This window comes from Armatimonadota bacterium, from assembly GCA_039679645.1.
Taxonomy (GTDB): Bacteria; Armatimonadota; UBA5829; order UBA5829; family UBA5829; genus UBA5829.
In genome coordinates this window covers 66,355-83,912 of the sequence record JBDKUO010000053.1, presented here as the reverse complement: position 1 = coordinate 83,912, position 17,558 = coordinate 66,355, and the positions used below count along the sequence as shown (strand labels likewise).

The window sequence follows — 17,558 nt, the reverse complement described above, 5'->3', positions numbered from 1 at the left end:
AAATAAAAGACGTCTCCTCCTTCGCCACACCCGAAACATTTCCAGCGTTGGTGTTCCGGGTTCACGTGAAAGGAGGGCGTCTTCTCATTGTGAAAAGGGCACAACCCTTTGAATGTCCTGCCGGTTTTCCGCAGCGCGACGTGGGCAGAGATGATCTCCACCAGGTCGCACCGTTCGCGGATTTCCTCCACGGGGTAGCGGAAGGTGTTCAATTCAATTCACCTGATTAAACATAGTTGACAGTTATCGGTTTCCGGTTTTGGGGGAACTGACGACCGATAACCGAAAACCTATTACTTGAGATTGATCTCGGTCGGGACCATAGCTATGGTCACACCGACGAGCTTGTTTTTAAGGAATGTATAAAGCGCTCTGTTCTTGTTTACATAACTGGCGCGCAGGAAGCGGCCAACATACTTCTGGTTTTCAGGATAACCGCACACCCACAGCGCAAGCTTGTATGTATCGCCAAGCTGAAGTCCGCTTCTTGTCTTCGAAAGGTGCCACGGCCCCGCGCCTCCAACGGTGATCTGCGTAATCAAGCCGTCAGTTATAATGAACTCAAGCGTGATGCCGTTTTGAAGATCGTAGGTCCATGTGACCTCTTCCTCGGTCAACGCGGCGCTTGATCCGCCATTGGGCTGGCTTTGAGACGAACCGGCTTCTCCAGGCATTGTAACCCCGGGCAATGCGGGCAACGTGCTACCTGTACCTATTACTGAGTTCTGATACCCGAGCATACTGGCAGCCATGTTGACGCCTGATGCAGCAGATGCGTAGGGATTATATGCTCCTCCGGACACAGGAAGGGCTGATGTGTAGGCAGGCCCGCCTTCAGATGCGGCGGCCTGGTCTTCACTCTGCGGAGAGCCGACAGTGATTCTCGACGGGTTACCCCACTTAGCCAGGATATCCCTTGCCCCTCGCCCAAGCCTTATGCCCGCGAGGCTGTTTTCCGGAACGCCGGTTTTGTAGAACGCGCGTCCCTTTGTAACTGCTGCTCCCTTAATAATCTTAGCCGGCACATAAATTTTTGATGCGCCTCTGGCTGCCCACAGATTACCTGCAGCCATTGAAAATATCAATATTGCGGCCACCATTACGGCAGGCGCCCTTCGAATCAAGACCATTGAACCTAACTCCTCAATTCGCGAGAGGTCTCGCTGTCTTATAGCACTTAAACTTTCCATTGCCGTTTTCCTTCACCTTCGGCTCATTTTTTTGGGTCTGCATTTGCAGCAAGTTCGGATATGGTCACAAACTTGTAGCCTTTGCTCCTCAGATCGTCGATAATGCTCGGCAGCGCCTGCAGAGTCACACCCTCGAGGTTGTGCATCAATATTATAGCCCCCGGTCTTGCCGACGCCATAACAAAGTGGTGCATCCTCTCTTTTGTCGTTCCCTCGAATGATGCGCAGTCTGCTGTCCAATAGACGGCGGTCTTGCCCATCTGTTTGACAATTCCTGCCAGCCTGCCGTCCGAACGCCCTCCGGGCGGTCTGATATACTGCGTGCCTCTGCCTGTTGTTTCACGCACGCACACCGACCCTGCTGCTATTTCCTGCTCTATCTCCTGGGGACTGAGAAACTCCAGCGCCCGGTGATTGTATGTATGGTTCTGGATATCGTGCCCTTCGGAGGTCATACGCTTCAATATGTCGGGAAATATCTCGACCTGCTTGCCGACTACAAAAAACGTCGCTTTGACATCTTTCTGCTTCAGAATATCTAATAGTAAGCCGGAGTTCTGCTTAGGGCCGTCGTCAAATGAAAGCGCAATTATCTTCCTATTTGTCTTGACGCCGTAGAGCTTCTCAGAGTTCCCGCGAGAGCTGTCCAGCTTTGCTATCAGATCGGATACATCCAAATAACGCGGGTTGGCCGCAACTGTCCGTTCGAGCGCGTCTATAGCCATCTGTTCGTCGTGTAGTCTGAGAGCGCACCTGGCCAGATTATAGTTTATCCCGGCCCGCGAGGGTCTCAGATACATTATATTCCACAGCCGCGCCCACAACTTAATCGCTCGCTCGCCTGAGACCGGGTCGGCGGTTATGCCTGATACGGCATTGCGTACCATCACCTGAATACTCTTGTCGCTCACTGCCGAGCCATATGCGTTGGTTCCGATAATCTTGATGTTGTGCGTGCCGTTGGCTATCCGTGTAGTGTCCCAGGAATATGTAAACGGCGGGTTATTGGTCATACCGACGAGTCTGCCGTCGACCAGGAACGTGACAATCCGTACGCTGTCCGCCTTGCTCAGATCAGCTCTGAGCGTGATCGTGCCTGATATTTCAGGCAGCTTAGACTTTACACGATTTGTAGGACTTTTTATCGGCCAGCCGGAGAAATGAACCGGGGTACTCTTGAGAAATGTCATAACGCATCCGATGCGCTCTCCGAATGCGCGTCCGGATGACTTCTTTTGAAGTCCCTTTAGTATTTCCATCGCCTCGGCGTAGTTGTTTTCGCTCATCAGGCACAGCGCATTCATCGCCAGCAGCGACTCATCTTCGCCCGCGCTCACAACAACTGCATATTTGCCCGAATCGATTGCCTTTACATATCCGAGCGCACCTTTAGTGGGCAGGTCACGAGCCTCGGTAAAAGATGCAGCCGCATCCTTCAATTTATTCTTACTCAGGTAATACAGCCCCTTGCCGTAAGATGCGCAGGAACAGTGCTTGTTCAGGTTAAGCGCCTGATCGAACTGATCGTAAGCACTGTCGGCGCTTCCTCCACAAAGCATAGTCATACCCATGGCGACATAAGCCAGCGCGTCGCCTGAGTTATCGGACATTGCCTCCCGCAGTGCGGCTGCGCTCTCGTTTGTATTGCCCTTTTCGAGTTCGTCCAGAGCATCCGACACATGATCCAGGTAGCCTTCGGACGCGCAAAAACATGCGCTGCCTGCGAAGGCGAGCAGCGCTGTGATCAGGGCAAGAATAACCGTATTTCGTTTGATCGTTAACATATTCCAGTAATAAGACGACAAAACAGGAGAAATGGTTCGCTTCACACACTGTATGATCGCATCATATGATTGAGGCCTATGCAGTAACTGCACAAAGGGCCATTCGGACTCCTGAGCTTTCACCTTGATACAAACGCTTAAACCTCGCGAAACAAACATGAAACAATTAATAGAGATAATATTACAGAAAACTAAGCCGTATAGTGCTAATATAATAGCACGGAAATGCAAGGGCGCATCCGGCCTGGATTCAATAAGAGAGGAAGATAACTGATGAGTAACCCAATTGAAAGCGAGCCGGTCAGCAGTCTGTATGGCTCCAACGTATTCAGCGAAGCAGTTATGCGCGAGCGCTTGCCTAAGGATGTATACAAATCCATCAAGCGCACAATTGATGAAGGTGCCGCGCTCGATCCGAGTATCGCCAACACAGTGGCGAACGCCATAAAAGACTGGGCAATTGAGAAGGGCGCAACTCATTTCTGCCACTGGTTCCAGCCGATGACCGGTGTGACCGCCGAAAAGCACGACGCATTTATTTCTCCGACCGATGACGGCCGCATAATTATGGAATTCAGCGGAAAGGAACTTATCCAGGGTGAGCCTGATGCTTCATCGTTCCCATCCGGCGGACTTCGCGCAACTTTTGAGGCCCGTGGATATACCGCATGGGACTGCACCTCTCCGGTTTTTGTCAAGGAGAACGGTGACAGCATATCACTCTACATCCCGAGCGCATTCTGCTCTTATACCAGTGAGGCTCTGGACAAAAAGACCCCACTGCTGCGTTCTATGGATGCCTTGAACAAGCAGGCTGTCCGCGTGCTGCGTGCGCTCGGCAACGAAACATCCAATCGAGTGATCGCCACACTCGGCCCTGAGCAGGAGTATTTCCTGGTCGACGCCGATTTCGTGAAAGATAGAATGGACCTCATCGTGTGCGGGCGCACACTCTTCGGAGCCGTTCCGCCCAAGGGTCAGGAGATGGAAGACCATTACTTCGGCGCGATTCACGAGCGCGTTTCTTCTTACATGGCCGAACTAAACGATGAGCTCTGGAAACTGGGCGTTTCGGCCAAAACCCAGCACAATGAAGTTGCGCCCGCTCAGTATGAGCTGGCTCCAGTATTTGCGACAGTCAACGTCGCTACCGATCACAATCAGCTCACTATGGAGACAATGCAGAAGGTGGCTATCCGCCACGGCTTTGTCTGCCTGCTGCACGAGAAACCCTTCGCTGGAGTCAACGGTTCGGGCAAGCACAATAACTGGTCAATGGTTACCAATGACGGCATCAATCTGCTCGACCCGGGTAAGACTCCGCATGAGAATGAGCAGTTCCTGATTTTCGTATGCGCAGTTATCCGCGCGGTCGACAAGTATGCCAAGCTCTTGCGCTCAACCGTCGCGACCTCAGGCAACGACCACCGCCTAGGCGCCAATGAGGCTCCTCCGGCGATTGTATCGATCTTCCTTGGTGACCAGCTTACCGATATCTTCAAGCAGCTTGCACATGGCGGCGCGACAAGCAGCAAGTCCGGCGGCGTTCTGAAGCTGGGTGTGAGCACACTTCCGCCTCTGCCGAAAGACTGCACCGACCGCAACCGCACCTCGCCGTTCGCCTTTACCGGCAACAAGTTCGAGTTCAGAATGGTCGGTTCGACTCAGTCTACATCAGGTCCGAACTTTGTACTAAACAGCATCGTGGCCGATGTTCTCTGTGAGATTGCTGACGCATTGGAGAAGGCATCCGACGTAAGCGCAAAGGCGCAGGAAATCCTCGGCAGGATTGCCGTTGAGCACAAAAAGATTATCTTCAATGGTGACAACTATACCAAGGATTGGGAAGCAGAGGCAGAGAAGCGCGGTCTACCGAACATCCGCAACTCTGTAGATGCTCTTGAAGCTATGCTGGACCCGGATGTTATTAAGCTCTTCTCGAAGCATGCAGTGCTTTCTGAGACTGAGTGGCGTGCGCGATATGAAATTCTACTTGAGAGATACTGCAAAGAAATCAATATTGAGGGTCTGACGGCAATCAGTATGGCAAAGCGCCAGATACTGCCGGTCGCTATCGAGTATTCGAGCATGCTTGCCGATACCATCAACTCGGTAAAGGCAGCCGGAGCGTCTTCAAAGGCTCAGAACAAGATTCTGGGTGATGTCTGCTCACTGACCGATGACCTGCAGGTAGGAATCGTCACACTCGAAGAGGCGGTCGAAAAGTCCGCTGCAGTCGAGGATGTCGCAAAGCAGGCTCGTGCCTATCGCGACACAGTTATCCCTGCGATGGCTGAGGTCCGCAAGGCTGTAGATTCTCTGGAGATGATAGTCGACGCAGATATGTGGCCGCTGCCTACATATGCTGAGATGCTGTTTGTAAGGTGATCGGCTGACAGCGAAAATTGAAAAACTAAGGGTCGGGGTGTTTACGCCTCGGCCTTTTTTTCGTTGCTATGTCGATGGTCCGGGATTTGAATCCCGGACCTGTGTTATTTGGGATATTCATCCCCTGCACGGCCTTTACATTGGCGACTAAAGTCCCGGATACATGCGTCGGGGGTTCAAACCCCTGACGATCAAGATCAACGCTTTGAAATCACATTATCCAGCAGGAGCTTGTGCAGGACCGGGTTGGATGTGAGAATTTCGATATCGGGGTTGCGTAGGTCTATCGGCTCGCCCTGGAAATCGGTGACCACTCCCCCAGCCTCTTCGACTATCAACACTCCCGCCGCTACATCCCACGGGTTGAGGCCGCCCTGCATGTATGCATGGAGCCTGCCGGCAGCAATATATGTCAGCACAAGAGCAGCCGAGCCCAGCCGCCTGAAATAGGACGTATCGCGGCTGATCTGTTCGATATAATCGACAAACACCTCTCGGTCTACCTTGCGCCTGACCCAGCTCACCGAGACGAGGCTATCTCGCAGAGACTCCTGCGTGGATACATGAATCGGCTCATCGTTGAGATAAGCTCCGCCGCCGCGACTGGCGAAATACATCTCATCGTGAATAGGGTCGTAGATCACACCCATTTCGGGCTTGCCGTCGGCGGTGACCACAATCGAAACACAGAAGAACGGGATGCCGGTCATGTAGTTTCGGGTGCCGTCGAGGGGGTCTATTATCCAGAGCCTGCCCTTGCTGCCCTCGCCGATCACCCCGCTCTCCTCCGAGAGGATACGGTCATCGGGGTATTGCTCGCGAATACGGTCTATTACGTATTTTTCAGAGGCTATATCGACCTCGGTGACTATATCTCCAAGGTCAGCTTTTGCATGCCATTTCTTAACTGCATGAAATTTGTCTTTGATAATCTTTCCCGCGCCCAGCGCGAGGTCTTTCATAAAATCTTCCAACTGCACACTCACTATCTTTTTTCCAATTCTTCCTTTGGCGGAATCATTATTTCCCTGCCGACCGACAAACTCTTTATATCATCGATTTTATTATATCTCGCCAGGGAGTCGGCCAGCTTGGCATTGCCGTAGAACCGCTTACACACGCTCCAGAGCGTTTCGCCTTTTTGCAAAGTATATACCTGCGTCTTGATATCTACCGGCGCGATTTGCTGTTTTTGCTGTGTCACATGAGCCTTATGTGCCGGATGAAAAATCCTGCTTGATATCGGCAGACGGATGGCAGCCACGCACAGCGCAGCAGCAATTATAATCGCAATAATAAAATTGCGCAGTGTATGCTTTACGCGGCGTTTACCCTTACTCTGACGCCTGACCTCACTGGACGCCCCTACCAGGCCATAACTTGGGCACAGGCCGATTGTGCCGTCGTGCCAGTTGAAAAAACCGTCCTTGCCCATGCTCGGGTCGAGCACATATGCCACCATATTCGGATGGCGGAAGAAGTGCCTGTGAATGAACACATCGGCGTCGGACATAAACACTCCCCAACCCGCATGAGTATGGAACCAGCCCAATACATCGAGATCGCCATAACGTTTATCGCGGTCCAGCAGCATCTGACCCCACGCTTGCAGATCGATCTTCACGCTGGTACGACTTCCCTGGGCATCATAAGCAGGCAGCGCCGCCTTGATATGTATGGCGCGGTCATGTTCCTCATCAGTGACAGTGCCGAGCAGCAGCCCGGCGCTCTCTTTGAGCCGGTCTCTGCTCGCAAAATCCTCGATCTGCCTGTGAACCGCGGCATCAATGCGCACATCCGCCTTCAGGTCGAGCCGGACATCCTCAGTAATCAGCCTCTGGTTAATAATCTTCACATCGGAGCGCTGCACAGGATTGCGTTCGATCACGTTGCTCTCGTCAAACACAAAGTCCAGAGTCTCTTGAGCCGCTGTAATCTCCGGGACGATTCTGAAAACAGGGTGATCCGGGAGAGCGAGGTCGGTAAGTCTTGATTGAGGGTCGATTGCGCTCCCGCGCAACTGCACAAGGCCATAGTTTATGGGGTAGTTGTCCGAGCCCACATTTGGAAGCTTGACCAACTCAGCAAGGCGGGATGCAAGCTGCGAGACAGGCCAATCATCCGGCAGCATACACTCGTATGCCCAAATTTCGGCGGCGTCCAAGACCATTGAGGTTATATGTCCCATCCGCGACACCTCCATAGACCTTACGAGCATATATTTACAGCTTTTTTTGGTTTTGTCAAGAGGATTAGCCGACATGTCTCCTTAATAGCTCAGCAACGTCTTTATGACCTGCGCTTTCAGCCCCGTCCAGAGGGGTTTGACCGAAACTATCGAGGGCATTTACATCTGCACCGCTTGAGACTAAAAGCTCTACGACTATCCAATGGCCGTGTCGTGCGGCTATGTGCAGCGCAGTTGATCCATTCTTTGACGCGCTGATATCTGCGCCGGATTGTATCAGGATTTTAGCAACAGACCGCAATCCGCCCCGGGCGGCACGATGGAGGGCTGTGCCGCCGTCATCCCTCATTGCGTTGACATCTGCGCCAGCCGAGATCAGCACCTGCGCCATGTAAGCGCTTCTTGCGAAGAATAAAGGGGTGTGACCGAATTTATCCCGTGCATTGACATCCTCGCCTCGCACTGTAAGAATCTCAGCCTCTCTCCTGTGATCGCCCAGAGCGGCTATGTGGAGCGAGGTCCAGCCGAGCCCTCGGTACTTTGCGTGTGCGGACATCTGCCTGAGCAGAGCCAGTCCTCTTCCGACAAGCGCGGATGAGCGCGTCGCCAGCTTGCCCGATGGAGCCGGAACAATTTTGCAGGATGTTTCGTTCATAAATCCTCGGATTGAGTATTTTGCAGTTTTTCAAGCCGCAATTTGGAATCTTCTATAAACTTGCGAACGCGGATTGCCATTTCGCCAAGCACATCGCGGCCCAGTATTTCGCCCTTCTCGACCTTGATCTTCAGCTCATGGAGTCTGGATTGCGTAAGACTTTCCATCTCGAGTCGGATCGCCGTCAGTCTCTGTCTTACCCGTTCGATTTTGAGAACAATGCGGGCGAGCCTTGCTTCAATCGTTTCGCCTTTTATTGCTTCAGGACTGGTTTTCCACTCATGCAGGATCTGCTGCAGGCGCTCGATATTGCCGTCCTCGTAGGCGCGGTTTACTTCCGCCATTATGTCGTTACGCTGTGAGCGGTCGTCGTCATCCGAGGCCAGGTCGGGGTGAATCTGCTTTGCCAGTTTTCGATATAGCTGCTTGATTTCGTCCGAGGGCTGGAATGCGTCTTTTTCTTCGGGCTTCTTACGGACCTCACCGACAGTCTCGGCAGTCTCACGGGCATGGGCTCTCGCCTCCTGGGCCTGGTTTTGCACCTCAACTCTATCAGGGTGGATCCGTGCAAGCTCTTCGGCAATTTGAGCGTTTATCTCGTCAAGCTCGGAGTAGAGCACGCCGACCGAGCGTATATAGCGCACCTCAAATGCATGAAGCTGGGCCTGTAGTGTTGCCAGGTCCAGCTCAAGTTTGGTGAGCCGAGTCTTGAGCCTGATCAACTCGGCCTGTTTATCTTTTAGTTCCTGCTCATCATCTGTATGAGATATTTCTATCTTGCTCACGAACGCTCTACTTGCCCAGCTCCCTTATAATCGCATCGGCAACCTGCGAGGTGCCCACTGCGGTCGGATCATTGCGGTCCGGCTTCATATCATATGTGACGTCCTTGCCCTCGGCAACTATCTTGGCAACGGCTGCTTCGAGCCTGTCGGCTGCATTAGTCTCGCCTATGTGCCGGAGCATCAGCATTCCAGAAAGGATCATTGCAATCGGGTTGACTTTGTTCTGACCCTTATATTTAGGCGCGCTGCCATGGGTAGGCTCAAAGAGTGCGACACCGTCACCGATATTCGCACCGGGAGCAACACCCAGCCCGCCGACCAAACCCGCGCAAAGGTCCGATAGAATATCGCCGTAGAGGTTTGGCAGGCATATCACGTCATAAAGCTCGGGCTTCTGCACAAGCTGCATACACATGTTGTCTACCAGGCGCTCATTATAGACGATTCCCGCGCCTTTGCCCGCACAGTCGGCCAGAGTCGGATCGCCCTGCTCGGGCTCAAGATCGCTCCACTCAAACTTTGCTCCATAGGCTTTTGCGACCTCACGAGCGACTTTATAGAAAAGGCCGTCTGTGAACTTCATTATATTTGCTTTGGCAACGGCTGTTACGCTCTTTCGACCATTGGCGATGGCATAATCGAACGCGAGCTTGACGATTCTTCTTGTGCCGGTGACCGATATCGGCTTGATCGAGATAGCCGAGTCTTTGCGGATCTTTCCGCCGGACATGTTTATGATCTGATTGGCTTCGTCAGAATCCAAATCCCACTCTACGCCCGCGTATAAGTCTTCAGTGTTCTCACGCACGACCACCAGATCGACATCCTGATACCTGGACCTGATGCCCGGGTAAAACTTACAGGGCCGCACGCATGCATACAGGTCAAGCTCCCTGCGCAGGGCCACATTCACACTTCTAAAACCCTTGCCGATAGGAGTGGTGATCGGCCCTTTGAGCGCGACTTTGTTGGCTCGGATGCTGTCAAGGACCCCGGCGGGCAGCGGAGTGCCGTATTTTTCCATTACGTCAACGCCTGCTTCCTTGACTTCCCATTCTATATCAACCCCGGTTGCCTCGATGACCCTGCGAGTCGCCTCGGTAATTTCAGGTCCGGTCCCATCGCCCGGGATTAGTGTGATCTTGTATGACAATTAACCATCCTCCATTGTCTATATGTCCAACCAAACTGTACCACGGCGGCAGGCAGGGTGTCAAACGAGAGTCGAAGTTTGAGGGTGTCAGGCTCAACTACACTTTAAGGAGAAAGACTCCAACCATAAGTGCGGCAAAGACTATCCGATAGACAACAAAGGCCGTCATGGAGTTCTTGCGTAGGAAGCTGATCAGGAAGTGAATCGCAATGTAGCCGAATATGGCTGCGCTTGCAAATCCCCAACCAAATGCAGTCCATTCCTGAGCGACCATGCCCGTGTGCAGGACCTTTTTAAGTGCCATCATACCGGCGCCAAAGACAATCGGGGTCGAAAGGAGGAAACTGAACCTTGCGGCTGCGGAACGGTCGAGGTTTCTGAAGAGCCCGGCGGTGATCGTAATACCGGACCTGGATACGCCCGGCAGCAGTGCCATTGCCTGCGCAACGCCGATAGTAATGTAGTCCACATAGGTCATATGAGCCATGTCGCGCTGCTTTTTTCCGGCACGGTCAGCCCAAAACATTATCAGGCCGAATACGGCCATGGCAGGTGCAACGACATACCATACGCTGAGCTTGGTCTCGATCAGGTCATCCCATAAATATCCCACTATGGCTGCAGGTACACACGCTACAAGTATAGGAACAAACAAGCGGCCGCTCACACCGGTGGAGTCGTCCTTGTCATACGGCTTGCCCTTGAATATATGGGAGGCAAAGCTGGAGAGAATAGATATCCAGTCGCGCCAGTAATATGCAACCAGAGCGACAAGCGTGCCCATGTGAGCGGCTACATCGAATGCTTTGCCCTGATAGTTCCAGTGGAGCAGATATGGAATTGCGATAAGATGCCCCGAACTGCTCACGGGGATAAACTCAGTAAGGCCTTGAACGGCCCCCAATATAATAGCTTGCCAAGCGGATAACAATATACTTACTCCAGCTTCCGATATTAGTTTTTCAGGCTAAACAGCCACAGCATCACTAGGATCTTCTTCTATATCCAAAAGAGGCACTTTGCCGTGCGGCCGGATATAATACAGCCGGATCAGTTCACGCACGATTGCCGCAACGGGAGCCGCAAGGAACATCCCGATCAGTCCGCAGAACTCCGCTCCGATCAGCAGCACGATGATTACCACTGCCGGGTGGAGCCTGAGCCGGTCACCTATCAGCTTGGGCATGATAAACTTACTCTCGGCGAAATGCATGACTATAACGAATACTAGTAAATACATCGGGACGGCAAGGCCGTGGAAGTTCAAGAGCCCAACCAACACAATGGGGATGCCGCTCACTACAGGGCCGATCACCGGAATCGCACGAGTTATGGCTGCAAACAGAGCAAGGACTATAACATACGGAACACTGAGTATCCCCAGAAAGACTCCGGTCAGCACACCCGCCAGCACACACAAGATGATCTGCCCAACGACATAACTCTGCAGGATCATACCGATCTCATGTCCGATCCTGATCGCCTCCCGACGGCGTCTTTTTGGAACCAGACCATACATCTCCCGGGTAAGCGTCCTGTGATCGAGCACGAAATAAAAGGCCAGCACCGGGATCAGTATAAGCTCGAGCGCGAGACCGATCCACGACTTTGTGACGGTCAACAGCCTCTGCAAATATATGCTGAATGTTTTCGATAACCCTGAGTAGTCCAGATTGCCGATCAGGTTCTTGACATCATAGGGGACTGCATTTGCATACCACTTTTCGAAGCTGCCTGCAAACCCGCTTAACTGGTCCGCATATTGCTGGAAGCTGCCTGTAAACCGGGAAAGCTCATCATTAAACGGAGTAGTCATAACCGCAACCATGACAGTTGCAACTGCCAAGAATGCGACGAAAACAACAATCGTGGCTATAAGTCTCTGCGTCTTCGGGTGCAGCCGAAGCGCTCGTTTTTTGCACAGCCAGTCCACAAGTGGAAGGAGGGCATAAGCAAGCAGGATAGATATCAAGACCGATATAAGAATCGTGCGGACACGATAGAGCACATACGCCGCTGCCACGAAGATGACCAGCCGTACAAGCAGTCCCCAGATGACTTTTATCGAATTTTCAACTCCGCTTGCCATCAAATGTTAAACCGGGAGCAGATTATCTGCCAGATCCTTTCAGCGGCGGAACCGTCGCCGTACGGGTTCTTTACTTGAGCCATTTTATCATAAGCCGCACGATCATGCAGCAGGTTTTCAGCCTCGTCAACAATTGCCTGAGTATTGGTCCCGACGAGTTTTGCGCTGCCCGCCGAAACTCCCTCAGGCCGCTCGGTGGTCTTTCTGAGCACCAAGACCGGTTTACCCAGAGACGGTGCCTCTTCCTGCACTCCGCCGGAGTCGGTAAGCACTATGTGAGCCGACTTCATAAGATGGACAAACGGCACATAGTCCGGCGGCTCCATTAGTATTACGCGCTGTGTGCCCGTTAGTTCCGGGAAAACCACATCACGGACTATCGGATTTTTGTGCACCGGAAAGACTACATGCACGTCGGGATTTTGGGCGATTATCTGCTTTATCGCCGCGCAGATATCCCTCATCGGCTCGCCCCAGTTCTCCCGACGGTGAGCCGTGAGCAATATCATCCTGCCGGATTCCGCCGCAGCGCGAACATCAGCATTATCGAACTCATGCGGCTGGGCGGCGATCTTTAGCAATGCGTCGATTACCGTGTTGCCGGTGACATATATATCATCGGCACACACGCCCTCTCGCAGGAGATTGTCCTTTGCGACATCGGTCGGGGCAAAATGCAGATCGGTTATCACACCCGCCAACCGCCTGTTTATCTCCTCAGGAAACGGATCGTATTTGTTATCGGTGCGAAGGCCCGCTTCGACATGGCCGAAAGGAATCTTATTGTAGAACGCGGCGAGACTCGCAACGAAGGTGGTTGTGGTGTCGCCCTGCGCCAACACAAGATCGGGCTTGACTTTTTGGATTACATCGTCCAGACCCTCGAGCGCACGGGTAGTTATCTGCGCCAGAGTTTGCCGGGCAGACATAATATGAAGATCGTAATCGGGTGTCAGGTTGAAGGCATGCAGCACCTGTTCGAGCATTTCACGATGCTGGCCGGTAACAGCCATTACAAGCTCCGCCTCGCTCGGATGCCGCTTGATCTCAAGCACGACCGGAGCCATTTTTACCGTGTCCGGCCTGGTGCCGCATACTGCTAAAATTTTCATAACTCACCTTAACCCAAAAAGCAGATTCCTCACATTCGTTCGGAATGACTGTTATTGAAACGCCAAAATAATAAATACAAAATCTCAAATACTAAATCAGTTGCGCCCTCACCCCAACCCTCTCCCCCAGGGAGAGGGAGTCAAGTTATCTGCACCCTATTACCTGTTGCCTGTTACCTATTGCCTGTTACTTACTCATCTGGCATAGACAAAAAGCGTATACGCCGCAGCGCAGAAAAGCATCGTCAGACCGTAGATAAGCCATACTACCTGCCTGTGCGAAAAGCCTTTGTTCATAAGTCTGTGATGGAGATGGCTGGTATCGGCTTCGTGTATCTTCTTGCCGGTGGCAATTCTTCTGAGGACTACAAACGTAGTGTCGAAGAGAGGCACGCCCAGAACCAGCACAGGCGCCGCCACCGCCACAAACGCTGCTATCTTAAATGCTCCCGCAATCGATATTCCGGCAAGCATAAAGCCGAGAAACTGAGCGCCTATTGTGCCCATGAAAATCTTTGCGGGGGGATAGTTATAGCGCAGAAAGCCTATTGTTCCACCAAGCAGGGCCGCAGCCATTACAGCGGATATCTCGAAACGCTCACCCGAACGCAGCGCCATCAGCATTAGAGTTGCCGCCGCAATCCCGGATATGCCCGCCGCCAGACCATCGAGGCCGTCCATACAGTCCACTGCTTTGGTTACCATCAGGACCCAGATCAGAGTCACTGGAATGCCTATCCAACCGAGCCACATTAAATGGCCGCCATGGAAGGGGTTGGTAACGTGCTGTATCTTTACACCGAAGAGCACGAGGATCGTGCCGCTGATAAGTATGCTCAGCGCCTGGAACCAGCCGGGAAGCTCGTATTTGTCGTCAATGACACCTATGATCGAAACATAGGTCGCTCCGACAAGGATGCCTATCGTCTGCATATCAAAATGCAGCCGCGGGCTCAGCGCCACGACAACGATAATTGCCACGATGAACCCCGCATACATTGCGATGCCGCCCATAAGAGGCGTGACCCGCGAGTGCACACGCCTGCCACCGGGACGAGCAACCACTCCAAGGCGTGTCGCCAGCATTTTGACCTGTGGGGTCAATATCAAGGCCACAACAAGACTGATCAGCGCGGCCAATAATGTTGAGTTCATAGACATCCTTTTTGGGTGTTGGGTGATGGGTGTTGGGTGTCGGATGAGATTGTCATTTTCATCTTCCGTACCTCGCAACCGGCACTCGGCCTATGGTTACCTGGTAAAAGCCATGGAAATTCCGTGATGGTCCGGGATTAAATTCCGGACCTTATATATCAAGGATATTAATCCTTAAAATACAATCAAATGGCAACAATGGTTCTGGGACTAAAGTCCCAGATTACGTGCGTCGGGGATTCAAATCCCCGACGATCAACATTTTAGTAAATCGGGAAGCCACTGGTTAGTGTCTTGACCTCTGCAGCAATCTGATCGCGCGCGGCTGTATCTTCCGGCGAGTCTGTCATATGCTTCAAGCACTTGACGATCATCTCGCCGATCTTTACCATCTCAGGCTCTTTCATACCGCGAGTGGTGACGCATGGAGTCCCGATGCGAACACCACTGGTAAACGCCGGCTTCTCTTTATCAAACGGGATCATATTCTTATTGCACACGATCCCGACCTTATCCAAAGCCTCTTGCGCGGCCTTGCCGGTTAAGCCGAGACCAGTCAAGTCTACGAGCATGAGGTGGTTATCAGTTCCCCCGCTCACCAATCGCATTCCGCCGGATTCGAGAGTCTTGGCGAGTGCGGCTGCATTGAGCTTGATCTGCTTCTGATACTCTTTGAACGACGGTTGAAGAGCCTCATGCAAACATACTGCCTTAGCCGCTATCACATGCTCCAGCGGGCCGCCCTGCAGACCAGGGAAAACCGCTTTGTTTACAGCCTTGGCATGCTCCTGCTTGCACAGGATCATACCTGCGCGCGGACCACGAAGGGTCTTATGCGTGGTGAATGTGACTATATCGCAATAAGGCACCGGGGACGGGTGCTCGCCAGCCGCGATAAGCCCTGCGACGTGAGCGATATCGGCCATAAGGATAGCGCCGACGCTGTCGGCTATCTTTCTAAACTCGGCCCAATCCCAGAATCGAGGATAAGCTGTCGCTCCGGTTACGATCATCTTAGGCCGGCAATCTTCAGCCAGCTTGCGGATGGTGTCGTAGTTGAGCATCTCGGTCTCAGGATCGACACCGTAGTAGCATGGGTTATATAAAATGCCAGAAAAATTGACATGACTGCCGTGTGTGAGGTGGCCGCCGTGGGAGAGTTCCATCGACAGATAATTATCGCCGGGCTTCATGAACGCAAAGTAAGCCGCCATATTGGCCTGCGAGCCTGAGTGCGGCTGTACGTTGGCATGCTCCGCCCCGAAAAGCTCTTTCGCGCGCTCAATGGCAAGCATTTCGACGCGGTCCACATTTTCGCAGCCGCCGTAATAGCGCTTGCCCGAATAGCCCTCGGCATATTTGTTCGTAAGGACCGAACCCTGCGCCTCCATTACCGCTTTGCTGGCGTAATTCTCCGATGCGATGAGCAGTATTTTGTCATTCTGGCGCTTTATCTCATCGCCGATTATGCCCGCCACCTCAGGATCAACCTGCTCCAGCGGCGCATTGATATTACTCATCAATTTATCATTCGCTCCCACAAAAAGCCTCCTATTACCTGTGCCCTGTTGCCTGTTACCTACATCTAGCGCTCATCGAGCGCATTTTTCCTAGCGCTCATCGAGCGCATTTTTCCTAGCGCTCGTCGAGCGCATTTATCTTATCCACGCGCCGCTCGTGGCGCGATCCATGCTCAAATGGTGTTTCAAGAAAACTCTTTACTATATCCAGCGCAAGCCCAGGCCCCACGACTCTGGCGCCGACGGCTATGATATTGGCATTGTTGTGCTGACGGCTCATCTTTGCGGAATAGGTCTCCGAACAGACAGCGGCTCTTATGCCCTTTACCTTGTTGGCGGTGATAGAAACCCCAATGCCTGTCCCGCACACGAGGATGCCCTTCTCAAACCGACCCGACGAAACCGCCTCGGCGACCTCGCGCGCGATGTCCGGGTAGTCGACCGATTCGAGTGAAAATGTGCCGAAGTCTTGTATCTGATAACCATCGGCTTTCAGGTCCTCGGCCAGGCTCTCTTTAAGGTAATAACCCGCATGGTCTGACCCGATTGCGATGGGTGTGTTTTTAGCGTTCATGGGCTCGCCCTCCAGGGCATATTATAAACCCCGGCAGGGAGGATTGTAAAGCCAAATTGGACGCTAGTGGTAGTATCTGCTCTGCGGATCGCCGGGGAGATTTCCGAGGTCGAGCTGTCTTAATGTGGATACACCGGCCATGCTCAGATGAAAACCCCGCTGAGCAAGTGCGGTTTCGGGATCAAGTGCTATTTTTGCTCTGAAAACAGCATCCTCAACTGCAAGCGTAAGTATCTGCTTTAGCTGATAGCTGTCGAGCGCGGCTATGGCTTCGCGGGCATCATCCGCCAGACCGCCGTCCGGTTCCATCTCAAGAGCCAGCAGGAATGCAGACATTGCGCGTGATATCTCGCCTTTTTGCTGAAGCAAAACAGCCTTTTTGAAATGGTGCGCGGCATCCGTGGGAGCAAGATGAATAAGCTCGTCGGTAACCTTAAGAGCGCTGTCGAGTCTGCCCTGCTGCAAATATGCAATGCCGAGTATGTCGCGCGCGATAAGATTCCTCGGGTGACTTTTGAGGAGTCTGTTGCTGATTGCTATTGCCTCATCGTAACGACCCATCTCAAGGAGAGTGCGCAACAGTTGCTGCTGCAGATCGCCGTCCTTCGGATCAAGCTCAATGGCTGTACGCATAGCCTCTATTGCGGGTCCCATTCGATTCTGCGCACGGTAAATATTGGCAAGCTGTATGCTGAACTTCGGGTCACCGGGACACAGCGCTATCGCCTCTTTGATGTTGGCAATTGCCTCGTCAAACATACCCTGGTCGGCAAGCGAACTGGCGCGCTTCATCAGGCTGGAAAGCCGCGTGGCGCTGGTCCTAACTCGTCCATGTCCGGTTGTATTGTTTGTATTCGTCATAATTATCCATAACTGCATGCCGATGCACGACATACTCCACTTAACCACTTATCCGGATCATACTCTTTTCCTGCCAAACCAGTAAAAATCAGGTAATATCACCA

At 52.6% G+C, this 17,558-nt stretch carries 16 protein-coding genes; 1 reads left to right on the top strand and 15 read right to left on the bottom strand.

The features are described 5' to 3' along the window. The 3 genes from ABFD83_11110 to ABFD83_11100 form a co-directional block, all read right to left on the bottom strand. Positions 1-161 (bottom strand): CHC2 zinc finger domain-containing protein (locus tag ABFD83_11110; protein ID MEN6357618.1); only part of this gene is annotated, 161 nt, incomplete at its 3' end. Positions 162-293: 132 nt separating this feature from the next. Next, the gene (locus ABFD83_11105; GenBank protein MEN6357617.1) at positions 294-1,130 is read right to left on the bottom strand and encodes a hypothetical protein; all 837 of its coding nucleotides are present in this window, start codon (positions 1,128-1,130) and stop codon (positions 294-296) included. Positions 1,131-1,213: 83 nt separating this feature from the next. Next, a complete protein-coding gene (locus tag ABFD83_11100) occupies positions 1,214-3,019 on the bottom strand; it encodes a polysaccharide deacetylase family protein (GenBank protein ID MEN6357616.1) in 1,806 nt (601 codons plus the stop codon). A gap of 228 nt (positions 3,020-3,247) precedes the next feature. On the opposite strand from ABFD83_11100, the gene ABFD83_11095 reads away from it, so the two are divergent. After that, complete coding sequence (locus ABFD83_11095; GenBank protein MEN6357615.1) at positions 3,248-5,362, top strand: glutamine synthetase III; 2,115 nt, start codon at positions 3,248-3,250, stop codon at positions 5,360-5,362. A 197-nt stretch (positions 5,363-5,559) separates the two neighbouring features. On the opposite strand, the gene ABFD83_11090 is transcribed toward ABFD83_11095, so the two are convergent. From ABFD83_11090 to ABFD83_11035, 12 genes are all read right to left on the bottom strand, one after another. Further along, on the bottom strand, positions 5,560-6,324 hold the full coding sequence (locus tag ABFD83_11090) for an inositol monophosphatase family protein (GenBank protein MEN6357614.1): 765 nt from the start codon (positions 6,322-6,324) through the stop codon (positions 5,560-5,562). Between the two features lie 23 nt (positions 6,325-6,347). Next, complete coding sequence (locus ABFD83_11085) at positions 6,348-7,550, bottom strand: LysM peptidoglycan-binding domain-containing protein (protein MEN6357613.1); 1,203 nt, start codon at positions 7,548-7,550, stop codon at positions 6,348-6,350. 64 nt (positions 7,551-7,614) lie between these two features. Continuing rightward, on the bottom strand, positions 7,615-8,205 hold the full coding sequence (locus ABFD83_11080) for an ankyrin repeat domain-containing protein (GenBank protein MEN6357612.1): 591 nt from the start codon (positions 8,203-8,205) through the stop codon (positions 7,615-7,617). Continuing rightward, positions 8,202-8,990, bottom strand: a complete 789-nt coding sequence (locus ABFD83_11075; protein ID MEN6357611.1) for a DnaJ domain-containing protein — start codon at positions 8,988-8,990, stop codon at positions 8,202-8,204. The genes ABFD83_11080 and ABFD83_11075 overlap by 4 nt, the downstream gene beginning before the upstream one ends. A gap of 7 nt (positions 8,991-8,997) precedes the next feature. Then, positions 8,998-10,143, bottom strand: a complete 1,146-nt coding sequence (locus ABFD83_11070; GenBank protein ID MEN6357610.1) for an isocitrate/isopropylmalate dehydrogenase family protein — start codon at positions 10,141-10,143, stop codon at positions 8,998-9,000. A gap of 97 nt (positions 10,144-10,240) precedes the next feature. Next, positions 10,241-11,074 carry an undecaprenyl-diphosphatase UppP gene (gene uppP, locus ABFD83_11065; protein MEN6357609.1) on the bottom strand — a complete coding sequence of 278 codons (834 nt, stop codon included), beginning with the start codon at positions 11,072-11,074 and terminating at the stop codon, positions 10,241-10,243. 36 nt (positions 11,075-11,110) lie between these two features. Continuing rightward, positions 11,111-12,232 (bottom strand): AI-2E family transporter, encoded by a 1,122-nt coding sequence (locus ABFD83_11060; GenBank protein ID MEN6357608.1) that lies wholly within the window; start codon positions 12,230-12,232, stop codon positions 11,111-11,113. Beyond that, positions 12,232-13,344, bottom strand: a complete 1,113-nt coding sequence (gene wecB / locus ABFD83_11055) for a UDP-N-acetylglucosamine 2-epimerase (non-hydrolyzing) (protein MEN6357607.1) — start codon at positions 13,342-13,344, stop codon at positions 12,232-12,234. Before wecB ends, ABFD83_11060 begins: the two co-directional genes overlap by 1 nt. Positions 13,345-13,539: 195 nt before the next feature. Then, on the bottom strand, positions 13,540-14,499 hold the full coding sequence (locus tag ABFD83_11050; protein ID MEN6357606.1) for an MraY family glycosyltransferase: 960 nt from the start codon (positions 14,497-14,499) through the stop codon (positions 13,540-13,542). A gap of 263 nt (positions 14,500-14,762) precedes the next feature. Continuing rightward, entirely contained in the window at positions 14,763-16,019 is a 1,257-nt protein-coding gene (gene glyA, locus ABFD83_11045) for a serine hydroxymethyltransferase (GenBank protein MEN6357605.1), read from the bottom strand. 115 nt (positions 16,020-16,134) lie between these two features. Continuing rightward, positions 16,135-16,593 carry a ribose 5-phosphate isomerase B gene (gene rpiB / locus ABFD83_11040; GenBank protein ID MEN6357604.1) on the bottom strand — a complete coding sequence of 153 codons (459 nt, stop codon included), beginning with the start codon at positions 16,591-16,593 and terminating at the stop codon, positions 16,135-16,137. 63 nt (positions 16,594-16,656) lie between these two features. Beyond that, a complete protein-coding gene (locus tag ABFD83_11035; protein MEN6357603.1) occupies positions 16,657-17,454 on the bottom strand; it encodes a tetratricopeptide repeat protein in 798 nt (265 codons plus the stop codon). Positions 17,455-17,558: the final 104 nt, after the last annotated feature.